This window comes from Phaeobacter sp. JH20_02 (genome assembly GCF_048056915.1).
In the GTDB taxonomy this organism is placed as follows: Bacteria; Pseudomonadota; Alphaproteobacteria; order Rhodobacterales; family Rhodobacteraceae; genus Phaeobacter; species Phaeobacter bryozoorum.
In genome coordinates this window covers 1-19728 of the sequence record NZ_JAYMVP010000032.1, presented here as the reverse complement: position 1 = coordinate 19728, position 19728 = coordinate 1, and the positions used below count along the sequence as shown (strand labels likewise).

Annotated in this window: 14 protein-coding genes and 1 tRNA gene; 8 read left to right on the top strand and 7 right to left on the bottom strand. The window is 61.3% G+C overall.

What is annotated here, in order from left to right; translation table 11 throughout:
• Positions 1–67 precede the first annotated feature (67 nt).
• From ade to msrA, 6 genes are all read left to right on the top strand, one after another.
• Complete coding sequence (gene ade, locus VWY34_RS19825) at positions 68–1888, top strand: adenine deaminase (protein ID WP_416542670.1); 1821 nt, start codon at positions 68–70, stop codon at positions 1886–1888.
• Positions 1889–1984: 96 nt separating this feature from the next.
• Positions 1985–3466 carry an AMP nucleosidase gene (locus VWY34_RS19820; RefSeq protein ID WP_416542671.1) on the top strand — a complete coding sequence of 494 codons (1482 nt, stop codon included), beginning with the start codon at positions 1985–1987 and terminating at the stop codon, positions 3464–3466.
• Between the two features lie 141 nt (positions 3467–3607).
• On the top strand, positions 3608–3895 hold the full coding sequence (locus VWY34_RS19815; RefSeq protein ID WP_014876311.1) for an HU family DNA-binding protein: 288 nt from the start codon (positions 3608–3610) through the stop codon (positions 3893–3895).
• A gap of 198 nt (positions 3896–4093) precedes the next feature.
• A complete protein-coding gene (locus VWY34_RS19810; RefSeq protein WP_416534399.1) occupies positions 4094–4972 on the top strand; it encodes a DMT family transporter in 879 nt (292 codons plus the stop codon).
• 116 nt (positions 4973–5088) lie between these two features.
• Positions 5089–5538 (top strand): peptide-methionine (R)-S-oxide reductase MsrB, encoded by a 450-nt coding sequence (msrB, locus tag VWY34_RS19805; RefSeq protein WP_340547249.1) that lies wholly within the window; start codon positions 5089–5091, stop codon positions 5536–5538.
• Positions 5535–6056 carry a peptide-methionine (S)-S-oxide reductase MsrA gene (gene msrA / locus VWY34_RS19800; protein WP_340547026.1) on the top strand — a complete coding sequence of 174 codons (522 nt, stop codon included), beginning with the start codon at positions 5535–5537 and terminating at the stop codon, positions 6054–6056. Before msrB ends, msrA begins: the two co-directional genes overlap by 4 nt.
• 87 nt (positions 6057–6143) lie before the next feature.
• Here the strand turns inward: msrA and VWY34_RS19795 are convergent, their stop codons facing one another.
• The 6 genes from VWY34_RS19795 to VWY34_RS19770 form a co-directional block, all read right to left on the bottom strand.
• Positions 6144–8150 (bottom strand): hydantoinase/oxoprolinase N-terminal domain-containing protein, encoded by a 2007-nt coding sequence (locus VWY34_RS19795; protein ID WP_416544154.1) that lies wholly within the window; start codon positions 8148–8150, stop codon positions 6144–6146.
• 78 nt (positions 8151–8228) lie between these two features.
• On the bottom strand, positions 8229–9281 hold the full coding sequence (gene queG, locus VWY34_RS19790; RefSeq protein WP_416544153.1) for a tRNA epoxyqueuosine(34) reductase QueG: 1053 nt from the start codon (positions 9279–9281) through the stop codon (positions 8229–8231).
• An 80-nt stretch (positions 9282–9361) separates the two neighbouring features.
• Positions 9362–10027, bottom strand: a complete 666-nt coding sequence (locus tag VWY34_RS19785) for a glutathione S-transferase family protein (protein ID WP_340547030.1) — start codon at positions 10025–10027, stop codon at positions 9362–9364.
• 66 nt (positions 10028–10093) lie between these two features.
• A complete protein-coding gene (gene mtgA, locus VWY34_RS19780) occupies positions 10094–10864 on the bottom strand; it encodes a monofunctional biosynthetic peptidoglycan transglycosylase (protein WP_340547031.1) in 771 nt (256 codons plus the stop codon).
• A gap of 154 nt (positions 10865–11018) precedes the next feature.
• Positions 11019–15551: a glutamate synthase large subunit gene (gene gltB / locus VWY34_RS19775; protein ID WP_416541437.1), complete on the bottom strand. Its 4533-nt coding sequence runs from the start codon at positions 15549–15551 to the stop codon at positions 11019–11021.
• 61 nt (positions 15552–15612) lie between these two features.
• Positions 15613–17058 (bottom strand): NAD(P)-dependent oxidoreductase, encoded by a 1446-nt coding sequence (locus tag VWY34_RS19770; RefSeq protein WP_340547033.1) that lies wholly within the window; start codon positions 17056–17058, stop codon positions 15613–15615.
• Positions 17059–17296: 238 nt separating this feature from the next.
• Here VWY34_RS19770 and VWY34_RS19765 point away from each other — a divergent pair, with 238 nt between their 5' ends.
• Positions 17297–18103 (top strand): undecaprenyl-diphosphate phosphatase, encoded by an 807-nt coding sequence (locus VWY34_RS19765; RefSeq protein WP_416544152.1) that lies wholly within the window; start codon positions 17297–17299, stop codon positions 18101–18103.
• An 87-nt stretch (positions 18104–18190) separates the two neighbouring features.
• Here the strand turns inward: VWY34_RS19765 and VWY34_RS19760 are convergent, their stop codons facing one another.
• On the bottom strand, positions 18191–19180 hold the full coding sequence (locus tag VWY34_RS19760) for a complex I NDUFA9 subunit family protein (protein ID WP_416544151.1): 990 nt from the start codon (positions 19178–19180) through the stop codon (positions 18191–18193).
• 336 nt (positions 19181–19516) lie between these two features.
• On the opposite strand from VWY34_RS19760, the gene VWY34_RS19755 reads away from it, so the two are divergent.
• A tRNA-Leu gene (locus tag VWY34_RS19755) sits at positions 19517–19603 on the top strand.
• Positions 19604–19728 lie beyond the last annotated feature (125 nt).

The following is a 19728-nucleotide window of genomic DNA, read 5'->3' as shown; positions in this document are numbered from 1 at the left end:
GCAGCTATTGTTTGCGCTAGCGCGCAAGGGGTCTTGCGCTTGCGCGGGTTATCAGAACAATTGGGCCATGACAGATATCGCATTCCCAAGCTGGCCCGATGTAGCCCCCCAATTGATTGAAGTTGCGGCAGGTCGCCGCCCTGCGGACACGGTGATCCGCCAGGGGGTCTGGGTCAATGTTCACACCCGCGAACAACTGCCCGATCATGACATCGCCATCGTGGCCGGGCGCATCGCCTATGTCGGCCCCGATGCCAGCTATTGCACCGGCCCCGACACCGAGGTGATCGAGGCCAATGGGCGCTATATGATCCCCGGCCTCTGTGATGCGCATATGCATATCGAAAGCGGGATGCTGACCCCCGCAGAATTCGCCCGTGCGGTGATCCCACATGGTACCACCTCGATGTTCACCGACCCGCATGAGATCGCCAATGTGCTGGGTCTGGAGGGCGTGCGCCTGATGCATGACGAGGCGCTGATGCAGCCGGTCAATATCTTTACCCAGATGCCGAGCTGCGCGCCCTCAGCGCCCGGGCTGGAAACCACCGGATATGAGATTTCGCCCGAGGATGTGGCCGAGGCGATGAGCTGGCCGGGCATCATCGGGCTGGGCGAGATGATGAATTTTCCCGGTGTGGCAGCGGGCGATCCCAAGATGCTGGCAGAGATCGCCGCAACCCAGCGCGCGGGCAAGACCGTTGGCGGGCACTATGCCTCGCCTGATCTGGGGCCGGATTTCGCAGCCTATGTGGCTGGCGGTCCGGCGGATGACCACGAAGGCACCTGCGAGGCGGACGCGATTGCCCGGATGCGACAGGGGATGCGCGCGATGGTGCGGCTCGGCTCGGCCTGGTATGACGTTGAGGCGCAGATCACCGCGATCACCGAAAAGGGACTGGATCCGCGCAATTTCATTCTCTGCACCGACGATTGCCACTCCGGCACGCTGGTCAATGACGGCCATATGAACCGGGTGGTGCGCCACGCGATTGACTGCGGCTGTGACCCTTTGATTGCCTTGCAGATGGCTACGATCAACACCGCGACGCATTTCGGGCTGGAGCGTGACATCGGCTCTATCACCCCGGGTCGGCGCGCGGATGTGATCCTGACCTCCGATCTGAAGACCCTGCCGATCGAGCTGGTGATTGCCCGTGGCGAGATCGTAGCCAAGGATGGCGAGATCACCGTGGATTGCCCGCATCTGGACTGGCCCGAAACCGCGCGTGGCACGGTGCATCTGGGCCATCAGCTGGGTGCTCAGGATTTTGAGATCGCCGCGCCTGAGGGCGCAAATGTGATCACCGCCAATGTCATCGGTGTGGTTGAGAACCAGGCCCCGACCAAAGCGCTACAGGCAGAGCTGCCGGTGCAGGACGGGCTGGTCGAGGCCACATTGGCCGAGGCGGGCGACATCTGCCAGATTGCATTGGTGGAACGCCACCGGGCGACGGGTGGCGTCACCAACGCCTTTGTCTCCGGCTTTGGCTACAGCGGCAAGATGGCGATGGCCTCCACCGTGGCGCATGACAGCCACCATATGATCGTGGTCGGCACTGACCGCGCGCAGATGGCGCTGGCGGCCAATCGTCTGGCCGAGGTGGGCGGCGGCATCACCATCTTCCGCGAAGGACAGGAGCTGGCTCTGGTTGAGCTGCCCATCGCCGGGCTGATGTCCGACAGCCCCGCGACGGAGGTTGCCGCCAAGGCGCAGAAGATGGTCGAGGCGATGGAGACCTGCGGCTGCAAGCTCAACAACGCCTATATGCAGCATTCCCTGCTGGCGCTGGTGGTGATCCCCGAATTGCGAATTTCCGATCTGGGACTGGTGGATGTGCGCAGCTTCGAGAAGATACCAGTCATCGCAAGCGCCGGGCCGTCCTGACCCCCGGCGCGTGTCGGCCGGCCCCCGTGTCCATTCCAGAGCCACCCCGTCATCCGATGGCAGAGTGCCCCCGTTTTTCAGTGATCGAGCATAATCATGACAACAGTTAAGATCCCGCAGCTTCCGGCAGCAGAAGAGTTTACAGATGCCGCGGCGGCCGTTGCCCGGTTGGAGCAGCTGTACCGTGAGGCGACACAGTTTCTATGCGCCGAGTTTTCGCGCATCCTGACCGATGGTCCCTCCGTCGGCAGCACCGGGACCACCCCGCGTATCCGCGCATTCTACCCCGAGATCCGCTTTACCACGTCGTCTTTTGCACAGGTCGACAGCCGACTGAGCTATGGGCATGTGTCGGCCCCCGGCACCTATGCAACCACGGTGACCCGCCCGGATCTGTTCCGGCATTACCTGACCCAGCAAATCGGCCTGCTGATCCGCAACCACGGACAGCCGGTGACCATCGCTGTCTCAGATACGCCAATCCCGGTGCATTTTGCCGTGGCGGCCGATCCCAGCCTGACGGTCCCACAGGAAGGCGCTGCCGGTTTCACGCTGCGCGATGTCTTCGACGTGCCGGACCTGGCGACCACCAATGACGACATTGTAAACGGCACCTATCAGTCGCCGGACAATATTGGTCCGCTGTCGCTCTTTACCGCGCAGCGCATTGATTATTCGCTGGCCCGGCTGTCGCATTACACGGCAACCGACCCGCAGCATTTTCAAAATCACGTGCTGTTCACCAACTACCAGTTCTATGTCGCCGAATTCGAAGCCTACGCCCGTGCGCAGCTGGCGGATCCGGACTCTGGCTACAGCAGCTTTGTCAGCACCGGCGATCATGAAATCACCAGCGCGGACGCGGAGATCCCGCCGATTGCGAAGCTGCCGCAGATGCCGACCTATCACCTGAAACGGCAGGACGGCTCGGGCATCACGCTGGTCAATATCGGCGTCGGCCCGTCGAACGCCAAGACCGCCACCGACCATATCGCGGTATTGCGCCCGCACGCCTGGCTGATGGTCGGTCACTGTGCCGGGCTGCGCAACACTCAGACGCTGGGCGATTTTGTGCTGGGGCACGGCTATCTGCGCGAGGATCACGTTCTGGACGACGATCTGCCGATCTGGACCCCGATTCCGGCATTGGCGGAAATCCAGGTCGCGCTTGAGGATGCGGTGGCCGAGGTGACGGAGCTTGAAGGCTACGACCTGAAGCGGATCATGCGGACCGGCACCGTTGCCACCATCGACAACCGCAATTGGGAACTGCGCGATCAATCCGGCCCCGTGCAGAGACTGTCGCAATCCCGTGCCATCGCGCTGGATATGGAAAGCGCCACCATCGCCGCCAATGGCTATCGTTTCCGGGTGCCCTATGGAACGCTGCTCTGTGTGTCGGACAAGCCGCTGCATGGCGAACTGAAGCTACCGGGGATGGCATCTGAGTTTTATCACACCCAGGTTGCCCGCCATTTGCAGATCGGGATAAAGGCGATGGAGCAGTTGCGTGGCATGCCATTGGAACGTTTGCACAGCCGAAAACTGCGTTCCTTTGACGAAACAGCCTTTCTCTGAGGGTGATTTTCCCGCTAATTCTTCAAAAACCCCTATTTTATGGGGTTTTTGACAACACTACTCGTTGTGTTCGGCCACAACATAACGCTAGAGTTACGCGATGAGGCCCCATAACTCGGGCAGTGACAAGGAGACCTAAGAATGTCCAAACCGATGACCAAGACCCAGCTTGTTGCCGCACTGGCTGAAGAGATGGACAGCGACAAAAAAGCGGCAGGCGCTGCGCTTGACGCCGTTTGCGCGCTGATCACCCGCGAAGTTTCCGGCGGTGGTGCCGTGACTCTGCCCGGCGTTGGCAAGATCTACTGCCGCGAGCGCCCCGAGCGCGAAGTGCGCAACCCGGCCACCGGTGAGAAATTCACCAAAGAGGCCGACAAAGTGGTCAAGATGACCATCGCCAAAGCGCTGAAAGACAGCGTGAACGGCTAAGGGTCAAGGCACGGTTGACCGTGTTTCGGGTCGCCTTTCGGGCGGCCCTTTTTTGTGCCTGAACAGCGCAGCTCCCGAAAAAGTCAAGATCCCCGACCGGCCAGCCGAATTCGGTTCCCAGCGAATGCTTGCCTTGCTAAACATATCGCGACCACACCCGAACGGGCTGCGGCACCGGACCGGCAGGGGGATATGTCGATGGATCTGCGCGCTTTGGCGATGGGGCTGGCCTTTGCCTTCATGTGGTCGTCTGCCTTTACTTCGGCGCGGATCATCGTCGCCGATGCTTCGCCGCTATACTCGCTTGCCTTCCGCTTTCTTATTTCCGGCCTGATCGGTGTCGCTGTTGCCCGCTACATGGGCCAGAGCTGGCGTCTGACACGCGGCCAGCTGCGCGCCACCATCGTCTTTGGCATCTGCCAGAACGCGCTCTATCTGGGCCTCAACTTCGTCGCCATGGAAACCATCGAAGCCTCGCTGGCCGCGATCATCGCATCGACCATGCCGATGCTGGTCGCCATCGCGCTCTGGCTGGCCTATGGTGAGCGGCTGCCCCGGCTGGGTGTTGCCGGGCTGCTGGCCGGGGTGGTGGGGGTTGCCCTGATCATGGGAACCCGCATCAGCGCGGGTGTCGACCTCTTTGGCGTCACGCTCTGCGGGATCGGTGTTCTGGCCCTGACGCTGGCCACCCTGGCGCTGCGGGGGGCAACCTCGGGTGGCAACTTCATGATGGTGGTGGGGTTGCAGATGCTGGTCGGCTCTGCCGTGCTGTTCGCAGTTGCACCGATGGTGGAAACCTTCCGGCTGAACCCCAGCTGGCCGCTGGCGCTGGCCTTTCTCTACACCACCCTGGTGCCGGGGCTGACGGCGACCTTCATCTGGGTTCTGCTGCTGAACAGGATCGGTGCCGTGCGGGCCGCCACCTTCCATTTTCTCAACCCAGTCTTCGGTGTGGCTGTTGCCAGTCTGCTGCTGGGCGAAAAGTTGGGGCTGCTGGACCTGATCGGCGTCGGTATCGTCACCTTTGGCATTCTGGCGGTCCAGCTGGCGCGGCAATCGGCGCAGCAGCGCCCCTGAGGGTGACACGTGCCCTGCCTCTTTCGTCACACACAAACGCGAGCGGATGAAATACAGCTTTGCTTTTGCCCCGAAGGACACCATTTACAGCTGAACAGCCAAGATCGGAGGACATGATGCGCAGTTATTCCAAAGACCCGGACGCCATTGCGGCCCTCTCGGAAGAAGAATATTACGTCACCCAGCAATCCGGCACCGAACGCCCCGGCACCGGCAAGCTGCTGGGCAACAAGGAGCCGGGGATCTATGTGGATATCGTCTCCGGTGAGCCATTGTTTGCCTCGTCAGACAAATATGAGTCCGGCTGCGGCTGGCCCAGCTTTACCAAACCCATCGAAACCGCCCATGTTCAGGAGCTGGAAGACCGGAGCCTGGGGATGATCCGCACCGAAGTCCGCTCGACCCATGGAGACAGCCATCTGGGCCATGTGTTCCCGGACGGCCCGGCAGATCGCGGCGGTCTGCGCTATTGCATCAATTCGGCCTCCCTGCGGTTCGTCCATCTGGACGATATGCAGGCGGAAGGCTACGGCGACTATATCGATCAAGTGGAGGATATTAGATGAGCAGCACAACAGAACGCGCCGTCTTGGCCGGTGGGTGTTTCTGGGGCATGCAGGACCTGATCCGCAAGCGCCCCGGTATCATCAGCACCCGGGTTGGATATTCCGGCGGCGATGTGCCCAATGCGACCTATAAGAACCACGGCACCCATGCCGAGGCGATCGAGGTGATTTTTGACCCGAGCCAGACCAGCTATCGCACGCTGCTGGAGTTCTTCTTTCAGATCCATGATCCAACCACGGTCAATCAGCAGGGCAATGATCTGGGCATGAGCTACCGCTCTGCGATCTACTATGTTGACGACCGCCAGAAAGAAATTGCCGAAGACACCATTGCGGATGTCGATGCGTCAGGTCTCTGGCCCGGCAAGGTGGTGACCGAGGTCGAACCCGTTGGCGATTTCTGGGAGGCCGAACCGGAGCATCAGGATTACCTGGAACGGCAGCCAAACGGCTACACCTGCCACTTTGCGCGCCCGGATTGGGTTCTGCCCCGCAGGAACGAGACCGCTGCCGAGTAATCGGCTCACCATGCGATATCCGGCATTCTAGATAAAAGGCCCCGCCAATCGGCGGGGCCTTTTGCTGCCTTGCGCATGTTCTGCCGGTCAGCCGTGGGCAATGCGCGGACGACCGCTCGCCTCCACCGTCAGAAAGGCCTCGACAAAAACCTCCCGCGCCTCGACTTCGGCGATGCGGATATCCCTGTTCACCTGGATGGAAATATCCTGCGCGCCTGCGGCCTCTGCGGCGGCACGGGCTTCGGCCCGCAGCTCGGCTTCCAACCGCTCAAGAGCCTCCTGCGAACCGGTGAAATCCTCCGGGCCATTCTCCAGATGGACGCGAAACCGGCCTTCCTCAGGTGCGGTAACCGTGCCGCTGCGCCGCATGGTGATACGGCCCACCACCGCGCCAATGGCATTTGCCACGCCTGCGTGTTCCGGCAGGATCATACGGCAATGAAGCCGGGTCCCGACCGCCGGATAGTAGCTGGGCGCCGAGGCTCCAAGCCCGACGACATCGACATTGAGGCCAGCGCTGAGAGCGACCAGCCCCTGATGTCGGGATAGCCCGCGCTGCATCAGAACATGGCGGGCAAGCTGATCCGGCGAGGTTCCAAAGGCCGGAGCATCTTCGGCAATAGCAGTCTCTAACAGGGTGAGCGACGTCTGTTCCGTCATCTGATCTACGATCATCCGTGCCAATGTCACAGCATCCGGTGCCAGCCGGTCCCCCGACCCCACGCGGCGGCGGGCAAAAAGCGTCAGCGCCTTCTGCGCTGCATCGCCATCCCAGCTGCTAATCCGTCCAAGGACATGGCTGGCATCGGACGGGGTGACCCCGGCGATCTGCACCAGGCCGCGATCCACCAGCCGCATCAGCGCGCCCTGCTCGATCCGGGTGTGCAGCACGGCGCCCAGCGGATGTGTCTGCGTCCCGATCCGGTCCAGAACCCGGGCCTCCCGGTCGCTCAACCCCACTGGTGTCTGTCCCGGAATCGCGCGAACAAACTGCCCGTCATATTCGCCAACAGTCACTGCGCGCAGCTGACTGTCGAGCGTTGCATGAACCACCTCAGGGGACATATCGGCGATCAGGGAAATCGGCAGCACGCGACGCGGGCCAAGGGTCACACCGCCACTCATACCGGCAGCGATCGGATGCACCTGACTGTCACCGCCCAGGCCGCTGGTGCGCATGGCCACGGCCTCAACCATGGTGCGATAGCCGCCAACCTCGGCGCCGGCCGGATCAATCTTGGGCTTGCCGTTCTCGATCAATGCGACATCGGTGGTGGTGCCGCCGATATCACTGACAAGCGCAGTCTCGACGCCGGTCAGCCAGCGGGCACCGACCAGCGATGCAGCCGGTCCGCTCAGGATGGTTTCAATTGGACGGGCGCGGGCCTGCTGTGACGACATCAAGGCGCCATCACCCCTCACAACCATCATCTGAGCAGTCACGCCGAGCTCGCTCAGGCGGGATTCAGCGCGCCCGATCAACCGGTCGATCATTCCGATGAGCCGCGCGTTCAGCACAGCCGTCAACGCCCGCTTCGGCCCGTTGAGCCGCGCCGACAGCTGGTGCGAACAGGTCACCGGAACGCCAGTTTCTTCGGCGATGATCCGGGCAACTTCCAGCTCGTGCGCTGGATTGCGCGTCGCAAACTGGCCGGCAATTGCAAAACCGCTGACCGATGCGGCCTCGTGCTGGAGAAACGCGCGCAGTGTCTCCCGGTCCAAGGGCGCCGCCTCGCTACCGGAATGGCTGTGCCCCCCCTCCAGCACCAGCGCCGGGTCGCCCTTCAGCGCCTCGCGCAGGCCGTGACGATCCAAATCCGCCTCGCCGAACCCGATATAGATCAGCGCAACGCGGCCCCCCTGCCCTTCGACCAGCGCATTGGTCGCAAGCGTCGTGGACAAAGCTGCAAGCGCGATCTCAGACGGTGCTACCTGCGCCTGCGCAAGTACGGCAGCGACGGCTTCCCCAACTCCGATGGCCAGATCCTGCCGCGTCGTCAGCGCCTTGGCCTTTGCCAGCACATCGCGATCATCCCGAATCAATACCGCGTCGGTATAGGTTCCGCCCGTGTCCACCCCAAGCAAAAGCGCCATGCCCGTCCTCCGTTCGCCTTAATCTTGATCCTGGTCATCGGTTTAGCGAAGCTGCCGCGACGATCCATCCTGTTTGCGTCACCTCAGTCGCTGAACCGCCCAGCGGGCCGCATCCGCCACAGTCGGGTCAGGATCCGCGACCAGAGCCTCGGCCACGGGCCGCAGGGCCGACAGGCCGGAGTTACCGACGGCATAAAGCACATTGCGCACAAAGCGATCTCGCCCGATCCGCTTGATGGGGGAACCGGAAAACAACGCCCGGAACCCGGCATCGTCCAGCCGAGCCAGCTCCGCCAGCTGCGGAGCCTCGAACTCGGGTCGCGCCGCATAGCGCATATCGCTGGCGGCGACTGCAAATTTGTTCCAGGGGCAGGCCGCCAGGCAATCATCACAGCCGTAGATCCGGTTGCCCAGCTTGGCGCGCAGCTCCTCATCGACCGGGCCCTTGTGCTCGATGGTGAGGTAAGAAATGCAACGCCGCGCATCCAGCTGATACGGGGCGGGGAACGCATCTGTCGGGCAGGCCGCCAGACAGGACCGGCACGATCCGCAATGGTCGCGCTCTGCCGGGTCGGCAGGCAGGTCCAATGTTGTGAAAACAGAGCCTATGAAGGCCCAGTTGCCCCAGTCCCGGCTGACCAGATTGGTGTGTTTGCCCTGCCACCCAAGGCCCGCAGCCTGGCCCAGCGGCTTCTCCGGAACCGGCGCGGTGTCGACAAATACCTTGACCTCGGCAGGCTCATCCGCCCGCTCGGCTTCCGCGATCAGCCAGCGTGCCAGCCGTTTCAAGCGCTTCTTCACAAGATCATGATAATCCTTGTTGCGCGCATAGACGGAAATCGCGCCGCGCTCTGCCTGCCCCACAACGGCCATCGGATCCACCTCTGGCGTGTAGCTTTCAGCCAGCATGATCACAGAGCGCGCCTCAGGCCAGAGCTGGGCTGGATCGCCGCGCCAGTGGCTGCGTTCCTCCATCCAGCCCATCTGACCGTGATATCCCGCTTCAAGAAACGCCTGAAGCCGAGCGGGCACCTGCGGCACATCCCAGGGACGACAGATCCGACAGGCCACAAACCCCTCGGCAAGGGCCTGTTTCACCAACCTGTCCTTGATGCCGTGTGTTGCTATCATCTGGCTAGAAATATCCTCGGGGGTGAATTGAGTCCAAGGGACTCAAGAGGGGGCAGACAGCCCCCTTCTGCCCGTGTCTATCAGAAATCCAGATCGGCGTAATGGGCCGGTGGGCTGAAACCGGGGATCTGATCGGCAAGGATCGACCGGAACGCCGGGCGTGACTTGATCTTTGCGTACCAGTCCTTCACCACGGCGGACCGGTTCCAATCAACATCGGAGATATAGTCCAACGACGACAGATGCGCGGCGGCGGCGAAATCTGCCAGGGTCATTTGATCGCCAGCCAGCCAGCGGCGATGGTCCAGCAGCCAGGCCAGATAGTCGAGGTGATATTTGATCGCCCGCGCACCCGCCTTGACGTTGCCACTGTCGGGGTAGCCCTGCCCGGTCACCTTCTTGTTCACCCGCTCATAGAGCAGCTTTGAGGTGACCTCATGGTGAAATTTATCATCGAACCAGCTGACCAGGCGGCGCACCTCGTAGCGACCATCGGGATCGCTGGGCATCAACGAGGGTTCCGGGCGGGTTTCCTCAAGGTATTCGCAGATCGCGGCACTTTCGGCCATCAGCTTGCCATCCAGGCGGATCACCGGAACCTTCGCCGCCGGATTGCGGCGCAGGAAATCGGCCTCCTGCTCCCAGTAGCGTTCCTCGACCAGCTCGACCTCGATCCGCTTTTCGGCCAGGGACAGGCGCACTTTGCGGCAGAAGGGGGAGAGGGGCACATGATAGAGGCGGGCCATGGGACAGCGGATCTCCTGTTGCGGGTGGCTGGGATCAGACAGCAATGCCTAAAAGCGCCAGAAGTTTCAATCCTCGAAACAGGCCGCCCTGCCATCTGCGCGAATGGTGGCCGCCCCATCCATGATCTGCGCCGCCCGCTTGCGCATGAACGCAGTGGGTTTTGCTGCCGAACGCTCTTTGGGATTGGGCAGAACGGTGGCCAGAAGGGCAGCCTGCCTGCGGCTCAGCTCATCCGGACCGACACCGAAATAATGCCGCGCGGCCGCCTCGGCGCCAAACACACCTTCGCCCATTTCAGCGACATTCAGGTAGACTTCCAGAATGCGCCGTTTGCTCCAGACCGCCTCAACCATCGGCGTCATCAGTGTTTCCAGCGCCTTGCGGAACCAGCTGCGCCCCTGCCACAGAAAGACATTCTTCACCACCTGCTGAGAGATGGTCGACCCTCCACGCTGGCCGCCTTCGGCGATTGCCGCGCGGATGGCCTCCGCATCAAGGCCCCAATGCTGGCAGAACCGGGCATCTTCGGCGGCGACAACCGAACGCCCCAAGGCCGGAGCGATATGTTCGATGGGAACCCATTCGCGGTCAATATCACCAAGACGGCGATATTCAGACCAGATGGTATGGGTGATCGGCGGGTTGATCACGGAAAACAGCAGGATCGGCAGCAGGGTCAGCGCAACAAAGACCAGCGCAGCCCGTCCCAGCCAGCGACGCAGGAGACGACGCGGTGACAGCTTTGCGCGGGGTTTACCCTTGGCTGCTGCCTTGCTGCGGGCTTTGCCCTTGGGGGGAGCCTTGGATGCCCCGGTTGATTTTCCTGCCTTCGCCATAGGGTCTCTATACGGCACAGAACGGGCCCGCTCCAACCGCGAAATCCCTTGGCCCGCAAGAGATTGCCCAGAGCAAGCGCCCTGAGGTGAAAAGGCCCCGACCGCAGCAGCGACCGGAGCCCATCCAAGGCACATGCAGAGGAAGTGGCGGGGCCTATTCCGCCGGAACGGCTGCTGCCTCGATCGCCAAAGGCTGGGGCAGTTTGTTCAGCATTTCCTTCGGGCAGATTTGCAGGAAATTGCCCTTCTCATTTTCCCAATGCTGCAGGATCTCAGCGGCCTTGCGGCTGCCGGTTTCCTCCAGATGGCGCTCGATCAGACCTTTCAGCTGATCTTCCCAATGCGCCACGGTCACCGGACAGGTCACCAGTGACTCCATGTTCATCAGGGTTTCTGCCTTGCCTTCGGGATCGTAGATGTAGGCCATACCACCGGTCATACCCGCGCCGAAGTTGGCGCCGATCTTGCCCAGGATCACCGCGATCCCGCCGGTCATGTATTCACAGCCGCAGGCACCGCAGCCCTCGACAACCACGCTCGCCCCTGAGTTACGAACCGCGAACCGCTCGCCGGCACGACCCGCTGCGAAGAGATAGCCAGCCGTCGCACCATAGAGAACGGTATTGCCGACGATGGTGTTTTCGCTGGCGTTCAGCGGCGATGCCATCGGCGGGCGCACCACGATGGTTCCACCGGAGAGACCCTTGCCCACATAGTCATTGGCATCCCCGGAGACCTCAAGCTTCAGACCGGGGGCCGCAAAGGCACCGAGCGACTGCCCGGCGGAGCCTTGCAGCTTCACCGTCAGGTGGTCTGACTGCAGCGTGTTGCGCATACCGAAGTTGCGGACGATATGGCTGGAGGTGCGGGTGCCCACGGTCCGGTGGGTGTTCTGCACCGCATAGGACAGCTGCATCTTCTCACCGTCCTGCAGGAAGCGGGCGGCATCGCGTACGATCTCCGCATCCAGCGTATCCGGCACCGGGTTGCGCTCCTTATCGCGGTTGTAGACGATATTGGCAGAGCCATCGACCGTGATCAGAAGCGGGTTCAGGTCGAGGTCGTCCAGATGGGCAGAGCCACGCGACACCTGCGCCAGAAGATCGGCACGGCCAATGACATCCTCCAGCGACCGCGCGCCAATGGAAGCCAGAATTTCCCGTACTTCCTGCGCATAGAAGGTGATGAGGTTTACCACCTTGTCGGCATTGCCGGTGAACTTGCCGCGCAGGGCCTCATCCTGAGTACACACGCCCACCGGGCAGGTGTTGGACTGGCACTGGCGCACCATGATGCAGCCCATGGCGATCAGCGCAGCGGTGCCGATACCATATTCCTCGGCGCCCAGCATGGCCGCCATGACGATGTCGCGGCCGGTGCGCAGACCGCCATCGGTGCGCAGCGTCACCCGGTCACGCAGGTTGTTCATGCTCAGCACCTGATGCGCCTCGGTCAGGCCCATCTCCCACGGGAGGCCAGCATATTTGATCGAGGTCGCAGGCGAGGCCCCGGTGCCACCATTGTGGCCGGAAATCAGGATGATGTCGGCCTTTGCCTTGGCCACGCCGGCCGCGATGGTGCCAACGCCCGAGGACGCCACCAGTTTCACCGTCACCTTGCAGCGCGGGTTGATCTGCTTCAGGTCGTAGATCAGCTGCGCCAGATCCTCGATCGAGTAGATATCGTGGTGCGGCGGCGGCGAAATCAGGGTCACACCTTTGGTCGAGTGGCGCAGGCGGGCAATCAGGTCGGTGACCTTCATCCCCGGCAGCTGGCCGCCCTCGCCGGGCTTGGCGCCCTGGGCCACCTTGATTTCCAGCTCTTCGCACTGGTTCAGATATTCAGCGGTCACACCAAAGCGGCCCGACGCCACCTGCTTGATCTTTGCCGACGGGTTGTCGCCGTTCGGCTCCGGCACGAAATGTGCGGGATCTTCGCCGCCCTCGCCGGAGTCGGACTTGGCACCGATGCGGTTCATTGCGACGTTCAGAGTCTTATGCGCCTCAGGCGACAGCGCGCCCAAGCTCATCCCCGGCGTGACAAAGCGCTTGCGGATCGAAGTGATGCTCTCGACCTCTTCAATCGGCACCGGCTTGCCCAGAGGCTTGATGTCCAGCAGATCGCGGAGGTGAATCGGCGGGTTCGACTGCATCTTTGCCGAATATTGCTTCCACAGCTCAAACGAGGCCCGGTTGCAGGCCATCTGCATCATATGCATCGAGGTCGCTTCCCAGGCGTGGGTTTCGCCGGATTTGCGCGCCTTGTAGAAGCCACCGATGGGCAGGACATCCTGACCGCCCGACCATGCCTTGGCGTGGATTTCTTCCAGCTTGGTCTGAATGCCGGTGACACCGATACCAGAAATCCGGGAAACCATACCGGGGAAATATTCCGCACACATCGCACGGCTGAGGCCAACCGCCTCGAAGTTGAGACCACCACGATAGGAGGAGATCACCGAGATGCCCATTTTCGCCATGATCTTCAAAAGACCCTGGTCGATGGCTTCACGGTAACGGGCGACATTCTCGGTCAGACTGCCATCCAGCAGGCCACGCTCAATACGGTCAGCCAGCGAATCCTCGGCCAGATAGGCGTTTACAACGGTGGCACCACAGCCGATCAGCACCGCAAAGTAATGCGGGTCGATACATTCGGCAGAGCGCACATTCAGCGAACAGAAGGTCCGCAGGCCCTTGCGGGTCAGATGCGAATGCACGGCGGAGGTCGCCAGGATCATCGGCATCGCCACGCGGCCCTCGCCCGAATGCTGATCGGTCAGGACAATGTGACCGGCCCCGGAGCTGACAGCCTCCTCCGCTTCGGCGCGGACACGGGCCAGCGCCGCATTGAGAGACCCCTGGCCGGGGGCAAAGCTACAGTCGATTTCAGCCAGCGGCGCGTTCAGGTTCTTGACCAGCTCATCCCATTGGGAATTGCCGATAAAGGGGCTTTCCAGCACGATGATCTCGGTCTGGGAGCTGTCTTCATCAAGCACGTTCTTGAGGTTACCAAACCGGGTCTTCAACGACATCACACGGTATTCGCGCAGGCTGTCGATCGGCGGGTTGGTCACCTGAGAGAAGTTCTGGCGGAAGAAATGGCTCAGCGGGCGGTACATTTTCGACAGCACTGCCGACGGCGTATCATCCCCCATTGAGGCCAGAGTTTCCTTGCCGTCCTCGGCCATCGGCGCAAGAATCTGTTCCAGTTCCTCAATGGTATAGCCAGCGGCAATCTGGCGGCGGCGCAGTGCGTCCCCGCTGAACAACGGCTTTTCGGTAACGGTGGCCAGGGTGCTGTCCAGATCGTTGATCTTCTTCACCCAATCGCCAAACGGCAGCGCGGAGGCCAGTTTGTTCTTGATCGCGGTGTCGTGGAACAGCTTGCCCTTCTTCATGTCGACAGCCAGCATCTGACCCGGACCAAGCGCACCCTTTTCAACCACGGTGGCCTCGTCAATCGGAACCATGCCCGCCTCGGAGCCTGCGATCACCAGACCATCGCCGGTGACCACGTAGCGCATCGGGCGCAGGCCGTTGCGGTCCAGACCGGCGCAAACCCAGCGGCCATCGGTCATCGCCAGCGCGGCCGGGCCATCCCAGGGCTCCATCACGGAGTTGCAATAGGAATACATATCGCGCCAGGCCTGCGGCAGCTCCACCGCTTGCTTGGACCAGCTTTCGGGAACCAGCATGGTCTTTGCCATCGGCGCCGAACGACCGGCGCGGACCAGAACTTCAAACACCGAGTCCAGTGCCGCGGAGTCGGAGGACCCGCTGGCGACGATGGGTTTGATATCCTCGGCATAGTCACCAAAGGTCGAAGAGGCCATACGGATCTCGTGGCTCTTCATCCAGTTCATGTTGCCTTTCAGCGTGTTGATCTCGCCGTTATGGGCGAGCATGCGGAAGGGCTGGGCCAGCCACCACTGCGGGAACGTGTTGGTGGAATAGCGCTGATGATAGATTGCAAAGGCGCTTTCAAACCGTTCGTCCATCAGGTCGGGGTAGAACACGGCAACCTGCTCGGCCAGCATCATGCCCTTGTAGATGATCGAGCGGCAGGACAGCGACGCGATATAGAGCTGGCCGACCTGCGCAGCGGCAGCGGCTTTTTCGATGCGGCGGCGAATAACATAGAGCTCGCGCTCGAATGTTTCCTCGTCCACACCCTTTGAGTTGGAGATCAGGATCTGCTCAATCTCAGGGCGGGTGGCGTTGGCCTTCTCGCCGAGGCAGGTGACATCCACCGGCACATGGCGCCAGCCGTAGATGTAGTAGCCCATCCGCAGAACTTCGCTTTCCACGATGGTCCGGCAGCGTTCCTGAGCGCCAAAGTCCGTGCGTGGCAGGAAGACCTGGCCTACCGCCATCAGTTGATCTTCGCGCGGCTCGTGGCCGGTGCGGCGCACCTGATCATAGAAGAACGGTGCCGGAATCTGAACGTGGATACCGGCGCCATCGCCGGTCATGCCGTCCGCATCAACTGCACCTCGGTGCCAGATCGCTTTCAGCGCATTGATGCCGGCCTCAACCACCTTGCGGCTGCGCTTGCCGTTGACCGAGACAACAAGGCCAACACCGCAGGAGGAATGCTCTTCCTCCTCGGCATAAAGACCGTTCTCGGCCATCCATTGACGCTTTGCCTCTTCGGCGCGAACCCATTCTGCATCATATTTTGTCATGTCATGCTCCCGTTCCGGTGGGCGGCCCCCTAAGGGCGGCACCTGCCCGGTAGAAATCTGTTTACTCGGCGGCCAGGCTGCTGGCGGCGGTGTTGAAACGGTCGAGGATCGCCTCAGCGCAATCGCGCCCGTCCTTGATGGCCCAGACCACCAGCGACGCGCCGCGCACGATGTCACCAACGGCATAGACGCCATCGAGATCGGTCGCGCCGGTCTGGAATGCAGCCTTTACGGTGCCCCAGCGGGTGACCGGCAGTTCCGGCTGATCCCAGAGCGTCGGCAGATCTTCCGGCTCAAAGCCAAGCGCCTTGATCACCAGCTCGGCAGGCTCGATGTAATCGGCGCCCTCGATGACCTCGGGAGCCTGGCGGCCCGAGGCGTCAGGCTGGCCGAGACGCATCTTCTGTACCATCACGCCAGCAACCTTGCCGCCCTCATCGGTGAAACCCTTGGGCGCGGACAGCCATTCAAAGACCACGCCTTCTTCCTCGGCGTTCTGGGTTTCGCGCTGCGAACCGGGCATATTGGCACGGTCACGGCGGTAGAGACATTTGACCGACGTTGCACCCTGACGGATCGAGGTCCGCACGCAGTCCATAGCCGTATCGCCCCCGCCGATGACAACGACACGCTTACCTTTGGCGTTCAGGGTGCCGTTGTCGAATTCCTCGATGCTGTCGCCGAAATTCGACGCTTTGTTGGACACGGTCAGGAAGTCGATCGCCTTTACGATGCCACCAGAACCTGACCCCGGCATTTCCAGATCACGGGATTTGTAAACGCCGGTGGCGATAATCACCGCATCATGTTTGGCGCGGATATCGTCAAAGGAGATGTCCTGACCCACGTTGCAATTCATCACGAATTCAACACCGCCATCCGCAAGCAGTTGGTTGCGGCGCATCACGACGTCCTTTTCCAGCTTGAAACCCGGGATACCATAGGTCAGCAGGCCACCGGCACGATCATAGCGGTCGTAGATGGTGACCTTCACGCCTGCGCGACGCAGCATGTCGGCTGCGGCGAGGCCGCCCGGACCCGCCCCGATGATCCCCACGGATTCGCCACGTTCCTGCGCCGGGGCGATGGGCTGCACCCAACCTTTGTCCCAGGCGGTATCGGTAATGTATTTCTCGACGGCACCGATGGTGACAGTACCGTGGCCGGACTGCTCAATGACGCAATTGCCTTCGCAGAGGCGATCCTGCGGACAGATACGACCACAGATTTCGGGGAAGGTATTGGTCGCCTGGCTGATCTCATAGGCCTCGTGCAAGCGGCCCGTGGCAGTCAGGCGGAGCCAATCGGGAATGTTGTTGTGCAGGGGGCAATGCGACTGGCAATAAGGTACACCGCATTGACTGCAACGGCTGGCCTGTTCCTCGGCCTTGGCGGCCGCGAATTCTGCGTAGATTTCGTCGAAATCTTCCCGGCGATCTTCTGCGGCCCGTTTGCTGGGCATGTCGCGGTCGATCTGCACGAATTTGAGCATCGGTTGCTTGGCCACGGGGCGGACTCCATGTTGGGCTGGCTGCGATAAATGATCCATCGGAGCGGAGCGAATTAAAAGTCAACTTTGCTGACCTAATATGTCAGCAGTTATGTCCTGATACCTTCTCCAGCAGAAATGTACAGACATTTTAGGTCCGATACGGACCATTAACGCAATCCCGCCAATGAAATCAACGGATTTACACCCAGACCGTTCTTTGCCATCCCTGCGGAACCCCAATCGGACCTATATCATGCCGCTTTTTCAGCTGATCCTTATCGCCCTGATTCAGGGCATCACGGAATTCCTGCCCGTCTCTTCATCCGGGCACCTGATCCTTTTGCCGGGACTGACCGGGCTCGACGATCAGGGGCAGGTTATCGACGTCGCCGTTCACGTCGGAACACTGGTCGCCGTGGTCCTGTTCTTCTGGAAAGAGGTGCGGGTGGGGCTGATCGGTCTGCCGCGCGCCCTCATAGGACGCCTCGATACACCCGGGGCACGGCTGGCGATGGGGCTGATCATCGCGACCATCCCTACAATCCTGTTTGGCGCCTTTCTGCATTTCAGCGGATGGAGTGACGCACTCAGGTCGATGAAAGTCATCGGCTGGACGATGCTTGGTTTTGGCTTGGTACTCTATGTGGCAGATCGGTTTGGCCCAACCGACAAGGAAAGCGCGAACTGGGGGCCACGAGATGCGCTGATCATGGGGCTGTGGCAAATGCTGGCGCTAATCCCCGGCACTTCCCGTTCGGGCATCACTATTACGGGCGCCCGCCAGCTGGGCTACGCCCGGATCGATGCAGCACGGCTGTCAATGCTGATGTCGATCCCAACAATCGTGGCCTCTGGTGTTTTGCTGGGTGCCGAAGTCGCCGTCGAGGCAAATCCGGCCCTCATTCGCGATGCAGCTATCGCTGCGGCGCTCTCAATGCTGGCCGCCCTTGCTGCCCTGTCGCTGATGATGCGCATGCTGCGCTCGGTCAGCTTCACACCCTATGTGATCTATCGCGTCGTTCTGGGCGCGATTCTCCTGATGATCGCCTATCAGGCCTGATCGACCGGATCCGGCCATCAGAACCAAAAAAGCGCGGGTCAAACCCGCGCCTTTCAAATCTTAGCCAACCTTGACCTCTAAGCGAATTCAGAGGTCGTTGCGCAGGTTGCGGGCTGAATCCATCAACTCACTGTACTGACCAGCCGGGCGGAACTTCCACAGGTAGTCCGGCAGCACAGACGCCAATGAAACCGGGTGGATGCCCAGCGCCTCGAACCCGTTTGCGCCCTCGGCAACCACATTGTCGTTCTCGAGGTTCTTCAGCTGGTCACGGGTCAGCATCTTGTTCTCGAACAGCTGAAAGCTGACGAACTGCAGAATATCAAAGCCAAGCGCGACCAGCTTCGCAATCGGGCCCGGCAGCGACAGCACAAGGCGCCGACGGTCAATCACATCGAGCATCTGCTGCATCAGTGCGCCGAAGCTCTTCACCTCGGGGCCGCCAAGCTCATACACGCCAGGCTTTGCCTTCCCGACAACCGCGGCGACGGCAGCCTTGGCAACATCGTCGACGTACACCGGCTGGAATTCTGTGTCGGCATGGGCAATCGGCAGCACCGGCGACAGGCGTGCCATCGCGGCAAAACGGTTGAAGAACTGATCCTCAGCCCCGAAGATGATCGACGGCCGCAAAATCACGGCCTCGGGCATATGCTCCAGAACAGCCCGCTCCCCGGCCGCCTTGGACTGGGCATAATCGCTGTCGCTGTCTTCATCGGCACCGATGGCCGAGACATGCACCATGGCTCCGACGCCCTGTGCAGCAGCGATTCGCGCAATTCGACCAGCGCCATCGGTCTGAACCGCATCAAAGGTGTTCTTGCCCAGTTCGTTCAGGATGCCAACGCAGTTCACCACTGCATCTGCCCCCTGCATCACCGCCGCAACAGACGCATCGTCGCGAATATTGCACAACACAGGCTCTACCTGCCCCGGGACACCGTAGGGTTTGACATACATGGCTTCGTTCGGCCGACGCACGGCCACCCGCACACGCCAACCTTCCTTGGCCATGCGGCGCGCAATGTAACGGCCGACAAAACCGGACCCGCCATAGATCGTGACCAGTTTGGACATCTTTTGGCTCCTACCTTAGCTGCTGCTTCGATTTACCGCCCCGCGCCCTTTGGAACAAGGCGCAAATCGACCAAAGTCGAGGCAATAGGTGCAACGCTGCAAGTTATGGCTGCTTAACGCCCGATTTGATCTTCCTTGCTATGATGCTTTGGCGACGCCAGCGGATCGTATCGGTGATTTCAAATCAGATCGGAGAGCGCAGATCATGACGACTCAGCAGCTCTGCACAGGTAGCTGTATTCTGTGAATACCATCGTCAGAACAGAACATATCGCAGCGGTGAATTTTCCGTTTGACGGCCCCGTCGCTTCTGCTTATACGCCCCTCACGACACCTGCCCAGGTGGCGGAATTGGTAGACGCGCTAGCTTCAGGTGCTAGTGTCCGTATGGACGTGGAGGTTCGAGTCCTCTCCTGGGCACCATATCCCCGACAGTGAATAAAACAAGGCCCCCATAGGGAGCCACACTCCAGGCGCGATATGTCGATTGTCGGCTGCCGACCGGTTTCATACACCACGCGCCAGACCCGAAAAACCGCCAGCCATAA

Bases quoted from the DNA above. Each gene is read 5' to 3' on its own strand.
- ade (WP_416542670.1), top strand. From the start codon at position 68: ATGACAGATATCGCATTCCCAAGCTGGCCCGATGTAGCCCCCCAATTG.
- VWY34_RS19820 (WP_416542671.1), top strand. From the start codon at position 1,985: ATGACAACAGTTAAGATCCCGCAGCTTCCGGCAGCAGAAGAGTTTACA.
- VWY34_RS19815 (WP_014876311.1), top strand. From the start codon at position 3,608: ATGTCCAAACCGATGACCAAGACCCAGCTTGTTGCCGCACTGGCTGAA.
- VWY34_RS19810 (WP_416534399.1), top strand. From the start codon at position 4,094: ATGGATCTGCGCGCTTTGGCGATGGGGCTGGCCTTTGCCTTCATGTGG.
- msrB (WP_340547249.1), top strand. From the start codon at position 5,089: ATGCGCAGTTATTCCAAAGACCCGGACGCCATTGCGGCCCTCTCGGAA.
- msrA (WP_340547026.1), top strand. From the start codon at position 5,535: ATGAGCAGCACAACAGAACGCGCCGTCTTGGCCGGTGGGTGTTTCTGG.
- VWY34_RS19795 (WP_416544154.1), bottom strand. From the start codon at position 8,150: ATGGCGCTTTTGCTTGGGGTGGACACGGGCGGAACCTATACCGACGCG.
- queG (WP_416544153.1), bottom strand. From the start codon at position 9,281: ATGATAGCAACACACGGCATCAAGGACAGGTTGGTGAAACAGGCCCTT.
- VWY34_RS19785 (WP_340547030.1), bottom strand. From the start codon at position 10,027: ATGGCCCGCCTCTATCATGTGCCCCTCTCCCCCTTCTGCCGCAAAGTG.
- mtgA (WP_340547031.1), bottom strand. From the start codon at position 10,864: ATGGCGAAGGCAGGAAAATCAACCGGGGCATCCAAGGCTCCCCCCAAG.
- gltB (WP_416541437.1), bottom strand. From the start codon at position 15,551: ATGACAAAATATGATGCAGAATGGGTTCGCGCCGAAGAGGCAAAGCGT.
- VWY34_RS19765 (WP_416544152.1), top strand. From the start codon at position 17,297: ATGCCGCTTTTTCAGCTGATCCTTATCGCCCTGATTCAGGGCATCACG.
- VWY34_RS19760 (WP_416544151.1), bottom strand. From the start codon at position 19,180: ATGTCCAAACTGGTCACGATCTATGGCGGGTCCGGTTTTGTCGGCCGT.